Origin of the sequence: Shewanella sp. MEBiC00475 (assembly GCF_005234075.1) — a bacterium.
Lineage (GTDB): Bacteria > Pseudomonadota > Gammaproteobacteria > Enterobacterales > Shewanellaceae > Shewanella > Shewanella polaris.
Genome location: NZ_CP039928.1, coordinates 921107 through 940262, shown reverse-complemented (window position 1 = coordinate 940262; position 19156 = coordinate 921107). Strand labels below are relative to the sequence as shown.

Sequence of the window (19156 nt, the reverse complement as noted above, 5' to 3'; positions counted from 1 at the left end):
GCTTTGCCTAAAAGTGTGAATATAAATGTTAGAAAGTGTGTTTTAAAAGTTACTTGGATGTGGGGTTTTTGAGATTTTTTATGAAGTTAATTCGCAGATATCTGTTTATCAAAATACCTGCGGATCATATTGTGCTATTCAATCAGTTAATCTCAATTTGGGCATGATGAGGGAGGCTAAAATCTGAATGTTTGAGCTACTTATCCCTTATCCCCTATTCTAAGCAACAACGAGTACTTAAATAAATTGAGACAAGAGATCATTTACAAACATGTGGCCTTTAGGTGTTAATTGCCAATGTGTTGTAGTTTCTGTTAATAACCCCCGTTCAATTGATTTTTGCATTCCCAATTTTACGACCTCTGCAGATTGGCCTGTACGTTGCTCAAATTCTGTTTTAGGGATTGGCGTCATTAATCTAAGACGGTTCATTAAATATTCTAATGGGCGATCTTCTTCAATGACATCAGTTGTTTCAAAAGTATATTTATCTGCAGCGAGATAGCCCTTAGGGTGCTTTATTTTTACGGTACGGACAATTTGATTTGAGTCGGGCAGGGTGATTTTTCCGTGCGCACCGCAACCTATGCCGAGGTAATCGCCAAATTGCCAATAATTTAAATTATGACGACATTGGTACCCTGGTTTGGCATAGGCCGATATTTCGTATTGCTCGTAACCTAATGCTGCTAAGCGCTGCTGACCTTGCTCGTAAATTTGCCACAGATTCTCATCGTCTGGTAATTGTGGCGGCTTTGAATGGAACAAGGTATTGGGTTCAATGGTGAGTTGATACCAAGAAAGGTGCGGCGGAGCTAAGGCTGTTGCTGTATCGATATCATGCATTGCCTCGTCAAAACTTTGGTTGGGTAAACCGTGCATTAAATCGAGATTAAAACTTAAATAATCAGCTTGCTTGGCTTTTTGAGCGGCTATTTTAGCTTCATCCTCGTTGTGGATACGCCCAAGCAGATTAAGTTTTTCTTTGGAAAAGCTTTGCACTCCAATCGATAACCGAGTGACACCTGCACCACGGTAAGCGCTAAAGTCGTCATGTTCTAATGTACCAGGATTGGCTTCCATGGTGATTTCAATATTATCTTCAAAAGGGATTAAGGCTTGCGCGCCTTCAAGCAGACGCTGAATTTGGCTGGCATCAAATAACGATGGCGTACCACCGCCGATAAAGATGGTATGCACCTTTCGGCCTTGAACATAAGCTAAGTCTTGTTTTAAATCGTCCAATAGCGCATCAACATATTGTTGTTGAGGTAACTCACCATTTTGACCGTGGGAGTTAAAATCACAATAAGGACATTTTTGTACGCACCAAGGAATATGGATATACAAGCTAAGCGGTGGTAATTGCAATGTCATTTATTGATGATCATCCGTTGTGTTATTTGGTGTATTAGTCGATGAGATAATCCCTTGTGCTTTCATTGCACTCACTAGCAATTCAAGTGCTTTACCTCTATGACTATGGGCATTTTTTTGATCACGCGTTAATTCTGCTGCAGTGCAATCAAAACCTTGCGGAATAAATACTGGATCATAGCCATGGCCTTGCTCACCTTGTGGAGCATGATTTATTGTTCCTTCCCATGATGCTTGGCAAATGATTGGCGTAGGATCTTTTGCATGACGCATGTACACAAGTACACATTGGAAACGGGCAGTGCGCAGCGTTTCACCTTGTAATGCCTCGAGTAACTTGAGGTAATTGCTGGTTTCAGTCGCATTTTCACCAGAGTAACGGGCAGAATATATCCCTGGTTGACCTTGTAGCGCATCAACTTCAATACCTGAGTCATCCGCAATAGCCGCTTTACCGGTTGTTTCAGCTGCGTGACGTGCCTTAATGATGGCATTTTCAACAAACGTCGTGCCTGTCTCTGCAACCTCTGTCACGTTAAATTGATTCTGTGGTAATACTTCAATATTAAATGCTGTCAGCATTTGATCAAATTCGGCAAGTTTGCCTTTGTTGCCACTGGCAAGAACAATTTGTTGTTTGACGAGAGTCTGCATAAGTCTTATTGAAATGAGGATAAATTTGCCGTCATTATACCCTAACTACCCCGCGATAGGCTACGGGGGGAGCTAGGCCGCTACGCGGAGAGTATGCTTCGCTTCTAGGACGGACTGCGTCCTGCTAGGGACTGCTTTGCTACTAAGATTGAGCCGTTGTGCGTAGGCTGTTGACTTTATAGCTTCTAGCCGCGCTCTAGGCTTTTTATCGCTTGTCATCGAGATTTTAGGCCTTAATCTACATAAAACTTATGCTTGAATTTCAAAGATGTATTTAATTGATTACCGTTTTTAATGGCAATCGTAAAGTTAACGTCTTGATCATCACGATAAGGTATTTCTGCAATGTAATAGATGGATTTTCCTTCACGGATCTCTTTAAAATCTAGGTTTATACGGGCATCAAGTAAGTTATTGGCGATACCCGAAATTTCAACGGGAACAGCAGGGTGTCCTTCTAGATTGGTATTTAACACCGTGATATTAACTAATCCCTTGTAACTGCTTCGCACTATCCCATATTTTTTTGCAATTTCGGGGGTAATAAAAGTGCTATTAAGTGCCATATAGTGAATATCAAAATTACCGACTTGGTGCTTTTGCTCTGCATTAGCGAAACCAATATTGGTTACTGTGATAAGGCATAACAACAGTATTTGTAGAACTGAGCGAGATAAACGCAATGATTGAAACATAATCTGGTCCTTAGCGGGCATGAGCAAAAATGCTGGTGTAAATTAATCGCTTGTAGTTGAGTCGGCTATGGTTGTAGTTAAGTCAGTTATAAAAGTGCGGCTATTTCCGCAGGGATTATTTTTGGATGACATATTTTAATTTGCTTATGTCGACCTTGTTCACCTTTGAGTATATGCACCTGACTTTTAGGGACTTTACAGGCTTTTGCAAGGTACTTAGATAAATAAGCATTTGCCTTGCCGTCAATAGGTGGCGCTGTGATGGCTATTTTTAATTCGTCACCGTGCAAGCCAATAATTTGATCCCGGCTTGCTTTAGGTTGCACATAGACAAAAAGCAGCAAGTCACCTTGCTGCTCATCGTTGATATAGCTTACCGCACTCATTATTTAATGACGTCCGTTAACTAAATAAATGACCAGAATGGAATGTATTGTGCGCACAGCATATTAATGAAGTTCATCGCAATAAATACCACTAATACTGATAAATCTAACCCACCTATTGCAGGTATTATTCTGCGTACAGGGGCTAAAATAGGTTCAGTTAATTGGGTCATTACCATGACTATTGGGTTATAACCTTGGTTGAACCAACTTAATACCGCGCGAATAAGTAGCATCCAAAAAAGTAATACACCAGCTTGTTTTACCACCGAGACAAGCGAGAATAATAACAAGGTAACAATATCAACTGCGGCACCTGCCATGAAAGTAAGCACTAACATTTTGACTAATACTACCAGTAATGCCAGTAATATTGATGAAGTATCAATACGTCCTACAGAGGGTAATATTCGACGCATTGGTGCGATAATCGGTTGTGTCGCTTTAACAACAAATTGACTAAATGGATTGTAAAAATCCGCTCTTGCAAGTTGTAACCAAAAACGAATAATGACGATCATTAGATATAAGTCAAACAGGGTGCTAACTAAAAAACTCATTGCATTCATGTATATTGCCTTACTGTAGGTAATTTAGGGCCTAAAATTAGTGCTCAAATTAGCTGAGTTCATATTTAACAGAGCTGCTCAATGAGCAGCCAGCATTACAACGATAACTCATATTTTTTTGTTCAAGCTTTAGCTAAGCTATTTTACACCAAAGACGTTAATCTTAAGTTAAATAATCATTCATCAGATAATGTTAAAAAGTTTTAGCCATTTCTTGGGCTCTAGCTACGCAGTTTGTCATCGCTTTATCTACCAATTCAACTAAACCGCCTTGTTGGAATGTTTCAACCGCTCTAGCGGTGGTACCGCCTTTTGACATTACATTCTGACGTAATTCTGTTACCGATAATTGCTGGTTTTGGATCACCATCTGTGAGGCGCCCAAAGCGGCTTGTTCTGCCAGCAGTCTTGCTTTGTCTTCTGGCATACCCATTTTGACCCCAGAAGCGATCATTGACTCGATAAACAAGAAGAAATATGCAGGAGAACTACCAGCAAGTGCAATAACTTGATCTAATTCAGATTCTTTATCAACCCAAACCACCTTGCCACCACTTTGCATTAATGTTTCGCAAATGGCTTTATGTTCGGCAGAAATACTGTCATCGGCATAAATGCCTGTCATACCATAACCAATTTGGGTCGGGGTATTAGGCATAGTGCGAATAAGTTTAATAGGCTGTTTAAAATAAACTTGATAACGAGATGCCGGAATACCTGCAGCGATAGTGATGATTAACTTATTGGTAAGATCCAGTGAGCTTAAGTCTTCACAAACGGATGCCATTAATTGAGGTTTTACGCTTAATACGATCACATCTGCAGCTTGCGCTGCTGCGTGGTTATCATTAGACACTTGAATAGCAAAATCTTGCTGCAACGCATCCAATTTACCTTGGCTTGGATTAGTTGCATGAATAAGCTCACTAGGATAGCCATGTTTAACTAAGCCACTAATAATGCTACGAGTCATATTACCCGCACCGATAAAACATACTTTTGCTTGAGTCATTAAGTCTGTATCCAATAAATAAGTGAATTTATGTTCAATTAATGTGTATGTTACCTAATTCAACCCTAGGACGCCATGCTTCTAGGTTCAAGGAACTCTCAAGCTCGCCAGATGGCGGACTAGGTCCTGCTAGGCCGCTACGTTGCTAAGGTTGAACCGCTGGTCGACTAGGCTGTTGATTTTATAGCATCTATTCGCGAAGCGTCCTAACAGCGCAGCGCTCTAGGCTCTTGCTATGGATTTTATCTTTGGCCAAAAATAGCACTGCCGATGCGTACCATGGTTGAACCGTTGGCAATGGCGATGTCCATGTCGCCGCTCATCCCCATAGAGAGTGTATCGACACTTGGATATTGCTGTTTGAGCTGGTCAAATAATTGCTTTAATTGACTAAATTCCTGCTGCTGAATATGAACGTCATTTGTAGCAGTTGGAATCGCCATTAATCCGCGCAACGTAAGATGAGGCAAGGAAGTGATAGTAAGTGCTAACGGAGCAACATCTGCAGCCTTAACCCCCGATTTAGATTCTTCTTGGCTGATATTAACCTGAATACACACGTTTAATGGTGGTTTGCTAATCGGACGTTGTTCATTCAAGCGTTGAGCAATTTTATCTCGGCTAAGGGTATGCATCCAATCAAAATGTTCAGCGATAATTTTGGTTTTATTGGATTGTAATGGGCCGATGAAATGCCATTCAATATCGGGATAATCTGCCTGCAAGGCATTAATCTTAGTTTCACCTTCTTGGACATAGTTTTCACCAAATTGACGTTGTCCAGCTTGATAAGCGGCAATGATGTCACTGATGGGTTTGGTTTTACTCACAGCGAGTAAGATGATCTCGTTCGGTGAACGTGAACAATTTTGCGCCGCTTGATTAATTCTACTCTGGGCGATTGATATTCTGTCTGCTATTGTTGTCATAATGTTGGCTAAATGGATGTCTCTACAATGGAAATCACTGAATTACTCGCCTTTAGTGTAAAACACAAAGCATCAGATCTACATCTTTCAGCGGGCGTGTCCCCGATGATCCGTGTTGATGGTGAGGTGAGAAAAATTAACTTACCTGCATTAGATCATCAAGGCGTTCATAGTCTTGTATATGACATCATGAATGATAAACAACGTAAAGACTATGAAGAACATCTTGAAATCGATTTTTCATTTGAAGTGCCTAACCTAGCACGTTTTCGTGTTAACGCATTCAATCAGTCTCGTGGTGCTGGCGCAGTATTTCGTACTATTCCGTCAGATATTTTGTCGCTTGAGCAGCTTGGCGCGCCAGACATTTTCAAGAAAATATCCAGTTTCCCTCGTGGCTTAGTCTTAGTTACAGGGCCGACGGGTTCAGGTAAGTCAACCACCTTAGCTGCAATGGTAGATTACGTTAATGAAAATCGACATGATCATATTTTAACCATTGAAGATCCAATCGAATTCGTTCATCAGAACAAACAATGCTTAATCAACCAGCGCGAAGTTCATAAGCATACCCATAGCTTTAACGCTGCACTGAGAAGTGCATTACGTGAAGACCCGGATGTTATTCTTGTGGGTGAAATGCGTGACCTTGAAACCATTCGTTTAGCTATGACAGCCGCTGAAACGGGCCATTTAGTGTTTGGTACCTTGCATACCACATCAGCCGCAAAAACCATTGACCGTGTGGTCGATGTATTTCCCGAAGGTGAAAAGAGTATGGTTCGCACCATGCTGTCTGAATCACTTCAAGCAGTTATTTCGCAAACACTGATCAAAAAAATTGGTGGTGGTCGAGTTGCCGCTCACGAAATTATGATGGGTACTCCAGCGATACGAAATCTGATCCGCGAAGATAAAGTCGCGCAAATGTATTCTGCCATTCAAACAGGTATGTCACACGGTATGCAAACCCTCGACCAATGCCTGCAAAACTTAGTCAATCGTGGTTTAATTACACGCGAAGATGCAATGCAAAAAAGTTCGAATAAACAAACTAATTTCTAAGGAACTGGGTCATGGATGTTCGTCCATTTTTAAATATCATGGTTGAGAAAAAGGCGTCTGATTTATTTGTCACGGCAGGTTTTCCACCCAGTGCTAAAATTGATGGTGAGTTACGTCAACTTTCTGAAAATCGATTAACACCAGAGCAATCGTTGGTGTTTGTTGAGTCCTTGATGAGCGATGTGCAAAAAAAAGAGTTTCACGAAACCAGTGAATGTAACTTTGCTTTTGCGGCAAAAGATTTAGGGCGCTTTCGTGTCAGTGCATTTTGGCAACGTGAATCAGCCGGCTGCGTGATGCGTCGTATTGAAACTCAAATTCCAGAAGTCGATGACTTAAAACTGCCTGCTATTCTAAAAGACCTGGTCATGAGTAAACGTGGTCTTATCATTATGGTTGGCGGAACGGGTACCGGTAAGTCAACATCGTTAGCTGCATTAGTGGGTTACCGAAACGCGCATGCCCGTGGACATATCCTCACCATCGAAGACCCAGTTGAATTTGTTCATAACCATCGTAAAAGTATTATTACTCAACGAGAAGTGGGTATTGATACTGAATCATTTGATGCCGCACTGAAAAGCTCGTTACGCCAGGCGCCAGATGTGATTCTGATTGGTGAAATCCGCACGCAAGAAACCATGGAGTTTGCATTGTCATTTGCTGAAACGGGTCATTTATGCATGGCGACCTTGCATGCTAACAATGCTAACCAAGCACTTGATCGCATTATGCATTTAGTGCCAGAAAGTAAGCATAATCAACTCTTATTCGATTTGTCATTGAACTTACGCGGCATTGTCGCGCAACAGCTTATACCTAAATCAGACGGAACCGGCCGTCGTGCAGCCATTGAAGTGTTAATTAATACTCCTCGCGTGGCCAGTTTGATTGCTAAAAATGAGTTGCATTTACTCAAAGAAACCATGGGCAAGTCACGCGAACAAGGCATGCAAACGTTCGACCAAGCTTTGCTAGATTTATATGTAGAGGGGGAAATTAGTTACGCCGATGCATTACATCATGCCGACTCACCTAATGATTTACGTTTAATGATTAAATTACAGAGTAACGAAACAACCTCTTCGGGGATAATGGAAGGCATTACTTTCGATAAGGATTAATGTGATTTAAATCAAGAAAAAATCACATTGTTAATCGAACAGCGTTTTATTAACGGCCGCAAGTCACATCTTGTGGCCTTTTTTTGTTAGTATGACTAATATTATTGTTAATAGTGTTGCCGTTGTTGTGGATGTTACGCTGATGGGAATACATTAAAATCTTTAGTTAGTAACTCTATACGTATAATTTCATTATACGTTACTCATTTTTATCACGCTTTATAACATTGTTCTTTCAAGGATGTTTCATGCAGTTATGGCAAAAAATCACCGTCTTTTCTTCGTTAATCTTACTTCCGCTTTCGGCATCGGCTGTACCAGTCACCGATGAAGTTGATATTGGTGGTGCAGTTCGGGTGAACTACGGCTGGAAAGACTACGACGACAACTCAAAGCTTGAGTTTGAATTGTTCCGCGCCGACGTCAACTACAAGAGCAAAGATGGCTTATTTGCCTCAGCTCAGTATCGTTGGTATGAAAACATGGACGTAGTACACCATGCCTACATGGGATATCAATTTGATGAAGCTCAATCAGTGCAAGTGGGTGTAACCCAAGTCCCATTTGGTTTATTGCCTTATGCTGCTCATTCATTTTGGTTCGGCGCAACCTATTATCTTGGTTTTGAAGATGATTACGATGCAGGTATCCATTACAAAAATGAACAAGATGGTTGGCGCTATGACTTAGCATATTTTGCTAATGACGAAATTGGCGACGGTTCTAATTATGATCGTTACTCATTTGACGTAGCGACTACAGGGACATCGCCATATGAAGAAGCGGGTCAAATCAACGCTCGAGTTGAGCGAGAATTTACTTCTGGTGAAGTCACTCATAAGTTAGGTGGTTCATTACAATACAGCCAATTAGATTTTATGGCTGATGCAGCTACCGTAGTGGGTGAAGACACCAATGGTCTTGCCGCTGCAGCGCATTGGCAACTTGACTGGAAACAATGGCAATTACAATTACAATATATTCATTATGACTATGATATAGATAACAGTGAACGTGTTGCGCTAAGTGCATTCCAATATCCATTTGAAATTGCTGCTGAAGCCGATGTTGCTACCGTTAACATTGCTAAAGCGTTTGACGTTGATTGGGGACCAATCACTAATGTCAATTTTTACAACGATTACAGCCAAGTAATGGCGTCTGGTCAAGGGCTTGATGACTCTATCCAGAATGTGACTGGTGTTGCCATAACTGCTGGTAAATTTTATTCTTATATAGATTGGATTGCCGGTAAAAATATGTGGTTTGTTGATGGTCCAGGCGTTGGTATCAACAATGGTGATACTGCATGGCATTCTCGCTTAAATATCAATATTGGTTTCTATTTCTAACCATTTTTGATCTGAATTAAAGTTACTTGCGTATAGGCATCGATGAATTAATTTATCGATGCCTATTTTTTATCGATAGCTATAAATGTTGATAAAAGGAAACATACAAATGATTAAATACCTCACGGCAATTAGCTTATTCACCTTCAGTGTTGGCGCCTTAGCGGCAAACTGTCCTGACTATCTCAATGTTGAAGCGCGCAAATTACACTCCAAAGAAAACATCAATTTATGTGAGCTCACCCAAGGCAAAGCCGTATTAATCGTTAATACTGCATCACATTGTGGCTTTACACCTCAATTTGAAGCGCTTGAAGCATTGCATAAGCAATATGCCGACAAAGGGTTAGTAGTGATTGGTTTTCCGTCAGATGATTTTTTCCAAGAAGAAAAAGACGAAGCCAAAACCGCTGATGTGTGTTTTATTAATTATGGTGTCACGTTTACCATGGTCGCAACATCACCCGTTAAAGGCCGTGAGGCTAACTCAGTCTTTAAATACTTAGCGGACAAAAGTGCTGCACCAAAATGGAACTTCTATAAGTATCTTGTCTCTGGTGATGGACAAACTGTCCAGCAATTTAACTCGCGGGTTAAACCTGATAGTGATGAGCTGAAAAAAGCGATTGAATCTATTTTATAATTGTTCAATAGAGCCGTTACTTTCTAAGTGACGTAACTGAAAGACTTAATTGAGCGACTTAACTTAGCAAATTATCAGCACTAGTTTTAATGAGTATTTACCGAGTGCGGGTTAAGTTAATCTGATTTGATGATAAAATCGATACCTAGCACTCTTTTTGTTTTAAATGAATGCGATACAATTTTCATTTAATCTCACAAGTGGCTTATAGTGAGTTTATTTTATGAATCCATACCAATAACGGAGAAGATACTTTGGCTAGATTTTCAGGGCTAGATAAAGAAACCGGCCACAAAGCTCGTGGCAAGACTGGCGTATTATTATTAAATCTAGGTACACCAGATGCGCCAACCACATCTGCTGTTCGCACCTATTTAGCTGAGTTTTTGGCAGATCCTCGAGTGGTAGAAATTCCAAAATTAGTGTGGATGATTATTCTTCACGGTATTATTTTACGTACTCGCCCTGCTAAATCAGCAGCGCTGTATAAAGAAGTATGGACCGACGAAGGTTCTCCTTTACTGGCTATCAGCAAACGTCAACAAACAAACCTCGCTATGCTGCTGCAAGCACAAGGGCAAGATGCCAGTGTACATTTAGCGATGCGCTATGGTTCACCATCAGTGTCTAGCACGTTGCAAGATATGCATAAACAAGGCATAGACAACTTAGTCGTTTTACCTTTGTATCCGCAGTATGCTGCGCCTACTACAGCGTCTGCATTTGATGCATTGGCCAAAGAACTAATGAAATGGCGTTATATTCCGGCTCTGCATTTTATCAATACTTATCATGACAACATTGACTATATTGATGCGCTTGTCGCGTCAATTCAAAAAGATTTTGACCAGCATGGTAAGCCACAAAAATTAGTGATCTCTTTTCATGGTATGCCAGAACGTAATTTACATTTAGGCGATCCTTATTACTGTTTCTGCATGAAAACGACTCGTTTAGTGGTAGAGAAATTAGGCTTTAATGAAGACGACTACGTAGCAACATTCCAGTCTCGCTTTGGTAAGGCCAAATGGTTACAACCCTATACTGACGTCACAATAGGCAGCTTGCCAGAAAAGGGCATTACCGACATTGCCGTTATCTGCCCAGCGTTTAGTGCAGATTGTCTCGAAACCTTAGAAGAAATTAAAGGAGAGAACCGCCTAGTGTTTGAACAAGCTGGTGGCAAAAACTTTAGATATATCGAATGTCTAAACGACAATGACGACCACATCAACATGATGGCGAATCTCGTCAAACCGTATCTTTAAGTAATCTAGGTCGCTTCGCTGCTAGGCCGCTTCGCTTCTAGAGCGGACTTTGTCCTGCTAGGGACAGCTTCGCTGATAAGATCCTAGGCTTCTACGCGGCTGGGCTGTTGATTTTATAGAGTCTAGCAGCGCTGCGTCCTCGAGGCCGCAGGCCGTTCTAGCCGCGTAGCGTTCTAGTCTCTGGGCTTTTAGCTTTATCCTCGCCTCTGCTTTTATGATTTGTTAAACTCAAACAATGTTTTATTGCTAAAGAAATAATATGAGAATAGATCCCAATATCGCATTAGTTTACAGCACTGATAAAGGCCGTATTGATCAACCTAAACCACAAACCGAAATACCCACTGGTGACGGAATCGTGCGGATCCACAAAGATAGTAAAGGTCGAAAAGGCAAGGGCGTGAGCGTCATTAAAGGCTTAGCATTAGATGAAAAAGCCTTAAAAGAACTCGCGCAGAAATTAAAGAAACAATGTGGTTGTGGTGGTACAGTGAAAGACTTCTGTATTGAAGTACAAACCGACAATCGCGAACAAATAAAATCCATATTAGAAAAGTTGAATTTCACAGTGAAATTAGCGGGTGGATAATACAAAACGCTAAAGCACTCTTGAGGAGAGCATATGGATAATTTCAAAGACCACTTTTTAATTGCGATGCCATCATTAGATGACACATTTTTTGAACGTGCAGTGATATATATTTGTGAGCATGATAAAAAAGGTGCCATGGGATTAATGGTTAACCGTCCAATCGGCGTAGAGGTTGAAGATCTGCTTGAACAAATGGAGCTATATTTATCGCCAGAATTTTTGTTCTCCTTAGATAGCCAAGTACTCATCGGTGGCCCAGTGGCACCCGAACGAGGCTTTGTGTTGCACACTCCACAACCGCATTGGCTCAATAGCACCGAAATTAGTGAACACACTATGCTAACGTCTTCACGAGATATATTGGCGGCTATAGGTTCGAAAAAATCCCCTGAACATTTTATTGTAGCGCTTGGTTACGCAGGATGGGGTAAAGATCAACTTGAGCAAGAAATTGCAGACAATACTTGGTTAACCATTAAAGCCACACCAGAGTTACTTTTCAGCGCTGATCACGAACAAATGTGGCAAGTGGCAACCCAACAACTCGGTTTTGATATATGGCAAATGTCCAGCCAAGTCGGTCATGCTTAAAAATAGGTTGTTTCGCTTCTAGGGCGGACTGCGTCCTGCTAAGATTTTATAGTATCTAGCCGCGAAGCGTCCTAGCAGCGCAGCGCTCTAGGCCGTTGCTTTTAAAGCGTCCTCTAAAGTTTAAACAAAGAGATAAACATGCAACACCAAACCGTTTTAGGATTCGACTACGGCACCAAAAGTATTGGCGTCGCGATAGGTCAAGCCATTACTGCTAGTGCGACACCATTATTATCAATTAAAGCGGTTGATGGGATCCCTAATTGGGATGATATCGATAAATTATTAAAAGAATGGCAGCCAGATCTTGTGGTGGTGGGCTTACCGTTAAATATGGACGGAACCGAACAAGAAATGACTCAACGAGCTCGTAAATTTGCTAATCGAATTAATGGCCGTTTTGGTATCAAAATTGCCACTCAAGACGAACGATTAACAACAGCAGACGCCAAAGCTCGCTTATTTGAATTGGGAGGTTTTAAAGCCTTAACTAAAGGTCAAATTGATGCAGTGTCTGCGGTATTAATTATCGAAAGTTATTTTGAAAATCAATTTTAACACTCTTCTCTGTCGTTACGAGGTTCCGTTTAGCTGCTCACTTGTTCTGCAGGTAAAAGGCTGAGTTTCTAAGATTAGCATTGTCATAAGCTTTTATATAATCTCGTCAAGTCGCTTTCTAGTATCAAGTTTTTGCTACTTCATCACTCTTTACTGTTTTTGTTTGTTTATCGCACCAATATGGTGCGATTATTTGTTATCGTTGCACAACCTTCCACCTTTCGTACTGAAGAACTTTTTACTTGACGACTCAACGCCATTAAAATACTTTATACATATCAGTGTCTAAAGACTATTTGTACCATTAAGGTGCAAAGATTTTATGCTTGGCACATATCCTGAATCTATAATTACAAATTTAAAGCGCATAATAAGTGTGAAGTGTTGATTTTACGCACTAACTGTAAGCGAAGCGTTTGTTCTTTCGCATTGTACGCTTTTACTCCGGGTTGATTAAAAGGGCCATGATATGACAACACGACCACTTATCTTCACTGACATAGATGGAACCTTACTTGATCATTTTGACTATAGCTTTAGTCATGCAATTGAAGTGATTGAAGCACTTAATGAGCGCCAGATACCGATTATTGCCAATACCAGTAAAACCTTTGCAGAAATGACAAAGTTACAACAGACCGTTGGCTTTAACTCACCGTTTATTTCAGAAAATGGCGCCGTAATTTATATTCCGATTGGCTACTTTGCGCAACAGCCAGAAGATACATTTACCCAAGGGTATTATTGGGTCAAAGAATTTAGCAAACCACGAGAATATTGGCTTGAACTGTTAAATGAACAAGCCCAATCATTCAAGAATGATTTTGTAGGTTTCTCATCTTTGTCGGTTGAAGAGTTATGTGAACTCACCGATTTATCCCCCGACAATGCCAAGCTTGCACTTGTTAGACATTATGCAGAACCATTGCTCTGGAAAGGAGATGAAACCAGTAAACAAGCTTTTATAAAGTTGATGACCAGTGTTGGTGCACATACTTTGCAGGGCGGACGTTTTTTACATGTCGGCGGTGATACAGACAAAGGCAAAGCGATGAAATGGCTAGCCGATGTGTATACCAAACAATATGGCGCTCCCGTAACCACTGTTGCTCTTGGAGACAGTGGTAATGATAATGCCATGCTCGAAGCCGCTGACATTGCCATACAAATTAAATCACCGACTCATGAATTCCCTACATTAACGACCAACAAAGAAACCATCAAAAGTACTGAATATGGCCCTAAAGGCTGGGCAGAATGTATTAGTAAAACGTTACTGTCGTCATCCGTAGAATCACAGAACAACCCACTATCATCAGAAGGGGCGTAACATGGCCGATTTTTATCAAAATGGCATTGTCACTACAATGCATAATTTAACCAGACGTACCCACGAAGAGCTTGAACAAGATTTAGTTAAGTTTTCAAAAACGCGGCCTTTAGGGTTAATCTTACCCTCGTTGTATTCCGAGTTAGAAGGCGACGCACTTAAAGATATAGTCAGCAAATTGAAAGAAGTGCCTTATTTAGACGAAATTGTCATCGGATTAGATAGAGCAGATCTTGAACAGTACAAACATGCGCTCAGTTTCTTTGGCGAATTACCGCAACATCATCGAATTTTGTGGAACGATGGCCCACGTTTACAAGCGTTGGATGCAAAACTCCAAGCGTTAGGCTTAGCCCCCAAAGAACTGGGTAAGGGACGAAACGTTTGGTATTGCATGGGTTATATATTGGCTTCTGGTAAAACTGAATCAGTAGCACTGCATGACTGCGATATCGTAACCTATGAAAAATCATTACTCGCCCGTTTACTGTATCCGGTAGCTAATCCACAGTTTAATTATGAATTCAGTAAAGGCTTTTACGCACGAATTTCTAATGGCAAAATTAATGGTCGAGTGTCACGTCTGTTAGTGACCCCCTTAATTAAAGCGCTTAAAAAAGTCGTTGGTTATAACGAATACTTAGAGTATATGGACAGTTTTCGTTATCCATTAGCAGGTGAGTTTTCATTCAGACGAGATGTTCTTAACGACTTACGTATCCCAAGTGACTGGGGATTAGAAATCGGTGTATTGTCAGAAATGCAGCGTAACTATGCCCATAATCGTATCTGTCAGGTGGATATTGCCGACAATTATGACCATAAACATCAAGACTTATCTTTAGATAACGAAGATGCTGGTTTATCTAAAATGTCGATTGATATTACTAAAGCATTCTTTCGCAAATTAGCGACTCAAGGTAATACCTTTAGTACCGAATCGTTCCGAACCCTCAAGGCGACTTATTACCGTATTGCCTTAGATTATGTTGAAACCTATCATAACGATGCATTAATGAACGGATTAACCACTGACATTCATTTAGAAGAAAAAGCGGTCGAAATGTTTGCACAAAATATAGTCACAGCAGGGCAACGCTTTTTAGATAATCCAATGGAAACCCCATTTATGCCAACTTGGAGCCGTGTGGTAAGCGCTATGCCTGACGTACTTGAACAACTAAAAGCTGCAGTTGAAGCTGATAATGCCGAGTTTAGTTAGCCTCAAAATCGATCTAAAGGACACCTTATGTCAGTAATGGACGGCTTGCAGCAAAAGCTGCAGCAACAACTTAGCAGTATTTACAATGATGTCGATCCTGACATAAGCACGACAGCATTAGCTGATCAACTCATCGAAATCATGCGGATCACTGAGTATTGCCAAGTACCAGAACCTTTTGCAAATCATTGGTCTGAGAAAGACATTGTTATGATCACTTATGGTGATAGCGTGATCCAACAAGGTGAGCGACCCCTTACCACGCTGGCACAATTTATCGACAGCTATTTAAGTTGCATCAATGCAGTGCATATTTTGCCCTTCTTCCCTTATAGTTCAGATGACGGATTTGCCGTGATCGACTACTCAAGCGTTAACGAAGGGCTTGGTTCATGGGCAGACATCAGTGCAATAGCGAGTAAAAAACGATTAATGTCCGATTTAGTGATTAATCATTGTTCCAGCCGGAGTTTATGGTTTCAGAATTTCTGTAAAGGTGAAGGGCTCGGTCATGACTACTTCTTTACGGCGGATCCTAATGATGACTTAAGTGCGGTTGTACGCCCCAGAACCTCAACACTTCTGCGGCCTACAGAAACACCTACCGGAACTCAATATGTATGGTGCACCTTTAGTCATGATCAAGTCGATTTTGATTTTCGTAATCCGCAGGTATTAATCGAAATTGTCCGCATTATTCGTCAATATTTAGATGCCGGCGTGAGTATTTTTCGTCTCGATGCAGTGGCTTTTTTATGGAAAATAGTGGGCACTAAGTCAATTAATTTACCACAAACCCATAGTGTCATTCGCTTGTTGCGCACACTCATCGAACATAGCCAGCAAGATGCCATTATCATTACCGAAACCAATATCCCCAATACCCAAAATTTAACCTATTTTGGTAATGCTAACGAAGCACACTGTATCTATAACTTTTCGCTGCCACCACTGTTGATTAACAGTCTCATTACCGGCAGTTGTTTGTATTTAAAGCGTTGGCTCATGAGTATGCCGCCTGCACAAGATGGCACCACCTACTTTAATTTTATTGCATCTCACGATGGCGTTGGCTTAAGACCAGTCGAAGGCTTATTAGACGAAGAGGAAATCATCACCCTAGTCGACACGATGAAACAATTTGGCGGTCAAATATCATCAAGAACCACAGAAGAGGGTGAACAAAAACCTTACGAAATGAACATCGCTTTATTTGATGCACTTCAAGGCACCACTAAAGGCAAAGACCAATGGGGTATGCAACGTTTTGTATGCGCACATACCATTATGTTAGCGCTTGAGGGCATCCCAGGTATTTATATTCATAGCTTACTGGGCACTCGCAACGACTATGAAAAGTTGGCAAACACATCACATAACCGTGCGATTAACCGCCATCGTTGGGAGTTAGAAGAATTAGCACTACAACTTAATGATACCAGCAGTGATCATCACCAAGTGTTAACCGCGCTCACTGGTTTAATTAATATTCGAACTCAGCAAATTGCGTTTCACCCCAATGCAACCCAGTTCACCTTACATTTAGGTTTACAGTTATTTGGCTTTTGGCGCCAAAGTCGCAACCGTAAACAAAGTATCTTTTGTATTAGTAACATATCAGATCATGTTACCGACTTACCCATTAACGAGCTTAACCTTATTATTGCAGAAAACTGGGTCGATCTATTAACTGGAGAACCCATTGAAGACACCACCCAAACCATGCAACTACAACCCTATCAAACTGTTTGGATTAGCAACGTAAAAGCGTGATGACAGGCGATGATAAAAAGATAACAAGCGATGACAAGTGGCTCTGGGTGTTTACTTGCCATCGCTATTGAAGCCTATTCCGTTCGTTATCGTTTTTTCATTTCACAGCGCGTTATCGATATTTCCATTTGTTATCGCTTTTATAAAATCTTGTTAACTTGACAATGTCTTTGCTCTCTATAAGCTAATAAATATTAATATATTGCTTTTGGGACCAATATGAAAAAATTATTTATTATCGCGACAGTATTATTCTTGAGCGCATGCAGTACCTTAAAATCATCTTCAGACTTCGATCCATCGGTATCATTTGACCAATATAAAACCTATTCATGGGTAGCGAACAAAAATGACGTTGCAGGCTATCATTTAGACGGACTGATGGACCAACGTGTACGCGCCGCAATTGAAAGTCAATTGAGTCAAAAAGGATTCACTAAAACAGATAAGAAAGATGCAGACTTATTGGTTAATTACATCACCAAAGTCGATAAAAAAATCAATATCGATACCTTTAACAGTCATTACGGCTATAACCCATATTACGGCCCACGCTGGGGATGGGGTGGTAGTCTTCAAACCGAAACCACGGTACGTGAATACGATGTCGGCACGTTAATGGTTGATCTCGTTGACAACAAAACCAGTAAGTTAGTCTGGCGTGGTACTGTGGCAGACACAGTGCGTGAACAAAATACTCCAGAAGAACGCATTCAAATAATCAATAATGCAATTAGCACCGTCATGATGGATTACCCACCAAAGCCAACTAAGTAGCCTTTAATGCAAATAAAAGCCTCGATTATCGAGGCTTTCTGATATCTGTTAGATTACCTAGGTGTCAAAATAAACTTTTCAGTTCTCATGTTTAATTGAGTGATCTATTTATTAAATCTAAAGAGCATTGCTCAATACAATCAGGTATCGCTAAGGTTGAAATATAGCTGAGCGCATAAAGGTATTAATGTCGGTAAGATGATAAATCAAATGAGTGACTAAATAAGTACTCGTTTATCGACTTTATATTGTGGCTGAGAATAGGTTGAACGCTGTATTTATGGGCATCCAGAGCTAAAAAGTCATTCAAATTAGTTGGTATTTTTGTTAATATCCCTAGCCGTGAATGGGATGTCACTTGCTCAGGCTGATGAGCAAATATAAACAAGCGAGTCATAATGAAATCTTGGTATTTACTGTATTGCAAACCACGTCATGAAGTTCGTGCCCAGCAAAACTTGGCTTTGCAAGACGTCGAGAGTTATTTACCGATGATCACCCAGCTAAAAACCGTGCGTAATAAAAAGCAAATGGTGACTTCACCTCTGTTTCCTAGTTACCTGTTTATCTATTTCGATCCTCAAATTATTAGCGTAAGCAAAATCCACAATACCCGTGGAGCGAACCGTATAGTGGGTTGTAGAGAAGAAATGACTCCCATCGATGACAGAATTATTTCAGCGCTTAAAATTCGTATCCAAGATTATGTGCCACAAGAAGAAAAATCGTTAACAAAAGGCGATAAAGTTAAATTTGTCGATGGTCCGTTTAAAGACCTAGAAGCCATATTCGATGAGAACAACCCAGACAAACGCTGCCATGTATTATTTAACATTATGGGGCAACAGAAACGGATTTTAGTCGATTTTACTAATTTACAAGCGATATCTAAAAATGACCAAGTAGTGTAAATAGCTAATGAAGCAGAGAATAGCGATATTCTTTGTAGGATATTGTCTGTTTATAAAATTAAAAGTGCTGATTTAATGAGCTATTTAAAAGTAAAAAGATTGAATATTAATCGTTTTAAGGATGTTTACGCTCTTTTACAATAACTTAAAAATGTTCCGGAATTATACTCAAACATCCAAGGTGTATTTTGAGTATAATTCTGCGCTTGATTGGCGATTGTTACAGTTTTAAGTTAATAAAAAAATTAAAAATTCGTACAGCGAAGGGCATATTGGAAGCCGTAATCTATGGGCGGTAGCGTGCCTGAAAATAATTGTCAGGAACAAT

General features: G+C 40.5%; 20 protein-coding genes. 13 read left to right on the top strand and 7 right to left on the bottom strand.

Features of this window, described 5'->3' with window-relative positions; translation table 11 throughout:
• Positions 1 to 237: 237 nt before the first annotated feature.
• The 7 genes from hemW to FCN25_RS04000 all read right to left on the bottom strand — a co-directional run bounded on the left by hemW (position 238) and on the right by FCN25_RS04000 (position 5622).
• A complete protein-coding gene (gene hemW, locus FCN25_RS04030; protein ID WP_137222188.1) occupies positions 238 to 1377 on the bottom strand; it encodes a radical SAM family heme chaperone HemW in 1140 nt (379 codons plus the stop codon).
• On the bottom strand, positions 1378 to 2031 hold the full coding sequence (rdgB, locus tag FCN25_RS04025; protein ID WP_137222186.1) for an RdgB/HAM1 family non-canonical purine NTP pyrophosphatase: 654 nt from the start codon (positions 2029 to 2031) through the stop codon (positions 1378 to 1380). It abuts the gene before it with no gap.
• 233 nt (positions 2032 to 2264) lie between these two features.
• The gene (locus tag FCN25_RS04020; RefSeq protein WP_137222184.1) at positions 2265 to 2726 is read right to left on the bottom strand and encodes a DUF4426 domain-containing protein; all 462 of its coding nucleotides are present in this window, start codon (positions 2724 to 2726) and stop codon (positions 2265 to 2267) included.
• An 86-nt stretch (positions 2727 to 2812) separates the two neighbouring features.
• Positions 2813 to 3112: a DUF167 family protein YggU gene (gene yggU, locus FCN25_RS04015; protein WP_137222182.1), complete on the bottom strand. Its 300-nt coding sequence runs from the start codon at positions 3110 to 3112 to the stop codon at positions 2813 to 2815.
• 20 nt (positions 3113 to 3132) lie between these two features.
• The gene (locus FCN25_RS04010; RefSeq protein WP_137222180.1) at positions 3133 to 3681 is read right to left on the bottom strand and encodes a YggT family protein; all 549 of its coding nucleotides are present in this window, start codon (positions 3679 to 3681) and stop codon (positions 3133 to 3135) included.
• A 193-nt stretch (positions 3682 to 3874) separates the two neighbouring features.
• A complete protein-coding gene (gene proC / locus FCN25_RS04005; RefSeq protein WP_137222178.1) occupies positions 3875 to 4693 on the bottom strand; it encodes a pyrroline-5-carboxylate reductase in 819 nt (272 codons plus the stop codon).
• A 242-nt stretch (positions 4694 to 4935) separates the two neighbouring features.
• Positions 4936 to 5622: a YggS family pyridoxal phosphate-dependent enzyme gene (locus FCN25_RS04000; protein ID WP_137222176.1), complete on the bottom strand. Its 687-nt coding sequence runs from the start codon at positions 5620 to 5622 to the stop codon at positions 4936 to 4938.
• Between the two features lie 27 nt (positions 5623 to 5649).
• On the opposite strand from FCN25_RS04000, the gene FCN25_RS03995 reads away from it, so the two are divergent.
• The 13 genes from FCN25_RS03995 to rfaH all read left to right on the top strand — a co-directional run bounded on the left by FCN25_RS03995 (position 5650) and on the right by rfaH (position 18828).
• The gene (locus tag FCN25_RS03995; protein ID WP_137222174.1) at positions 5650 to 6687 is read left to right on the top strand and encodes a type IV pilus twitching motility protein PilT; all 1038 of its coding nucleotides are present in this window, start codon (positions 5650 to 5652) and stop codon (positions 6685 to 6687) included.
• 11 nt (positions 6688 to 6698) lie between these two features.
• Positions 6699 to 7811, top strand: a complete 1113-nt coding sequence (locus FCN25_RS03990) for a PilT/PilU family type 4a pilus ATPase (protein ID WP_137222172.1) — start codon at positions 6699 to 6701, stop codon at positions 7809 to 7811.
• 248 nt (positions 7812 to 8059) lie between these two features.
• A complete protein-coding gene (locus FCN25_RS03985; protein ID WP_137222170.1) occupies positions 8060 to 9163 on the top strand; it encodes a hypothetical protein in 1104 nt (367 codons plus the stop codon).
• A gap of 109 nt (positions 9164 to 9272) precedes the next feature.
• Positions 9273 to 9806: a glutathione peroxidase gene (locus FCN25_RS03980; protein WP_137222168.1), complete on the top strand. Its 534-nt coding sequence runs from the start codon at positions 9273 to 9275 to the stop codon at positions 9804 to 9806.
• A gap of 254 nt (positions 9807 to 10060) precedes the next feature.
• The gene (gene hemH / locus FCN25_RS03975) at positions 10061 to 11074 is read left to right on the top strand and encodes a ferrochelatase (protein ID WP_137222166.1); all 1014 of its coding nucleotides are present in this window, start codon (positions 10061 to 10063) and stop codon (positions 11072 to 11074) included.
• Positions 11075 to 11333: 259 nt separating this feature from the next.
• Positions 11334 to 11663 (top strand): stress response translation initiation inhibitor YciH, encoded by a 330-nt coding sequence (gene yciH, locus FCN25_RS03970; protein ID WP_137222164.1) that lies wholly within the window; start codon positions 11334 to 11336, stop codon positions 11661 to 11663.
• Between the two features lie 33 nt (positions 11664 to 11696).
• Complete coding sequence (locus FCN25_RS03965) at positions 11697 to 12257, top strand: YqgE/AlgH family protein (RefSeq protein WP_137222162.1); 561 nt, start codon at positions 11697 to 11699, stop codon at positions 12255 to 12257.
• A gap of 138 nt (positions 12258 to 12395) precedes the next feature.
• On the top strand, positions 12396 to 12815 hold the full coding sequence (gene ruvX, locus FCN25_RS03960) for a Holliday junction resolvase RuvX (protein ID WP_137222160.1): 420 nt from the start codon (positions 12396 to 12398) through the stop codon (positions 12813 to 12815).
• A gap of 469 nt (positions 12816 to 13284) precedes the next feature.
• Positions 13285 to 14145 (top strand): mannosyl-3-phosphoglycerate phosphatase, encoded by an 861-nt coding sequence (locus FCN25_RS03955; protein WP_137222158.1) that lies wholly within the window; start codon positions 13285 to 13287, stop codon positions 14143 to 14145.
• Between the two features lies 1 nt (position 14146).
• Positions 14147 to 15367 (top strand): glycosyl transferase, encoded by a 1221-nt coding sequence (locus FCN25_RS03950; protein WP_137222156.1) that lies wholly within the window; start codon positions 14147 to 14149, stop codon positions 15365 to 15367.
• A 27-nt stretch (positions 15368 to 15394) separates the two neighbouring features.
• Positions 15395 to 17140: a sugar phosphorylase gene (locus FCN25_RS03945; RefSeq protein ID WP_137222154.1), complete on the top strand. Its 1746-nt coding sequence runs from the start codon at positions 15395 to 15397 to the stop codon at positions 17138 to 17140.
• Between the two features lie 219 nt (positions 17141 to 17359).
• Positions 17360 to 17917 (top strand): DUF4136 domain-containing protein, encoded by a 558-nt coding sequence (locus FCN25_RS03940; RefSeq protein WP_137222152.1) that lies wholly within the window; start codon positions 17360 to 17362, stop codon positions 17915 to 17917.
• Between the two features lie 398 nt (positions 17918 to 18315).
• A complete protein-coding gene (gene rfaH / locus FCN25_RS03935) occupies positions 18316 to 18828 on the top strand; it encodes a transcription/translation regulatory transformer protein RfaH (protein WP_137222149.1) in 513 nt (170 codons plus the stop codon).
• Positions 18829 to 19156 lie beyond the last annotated feature (328 nt).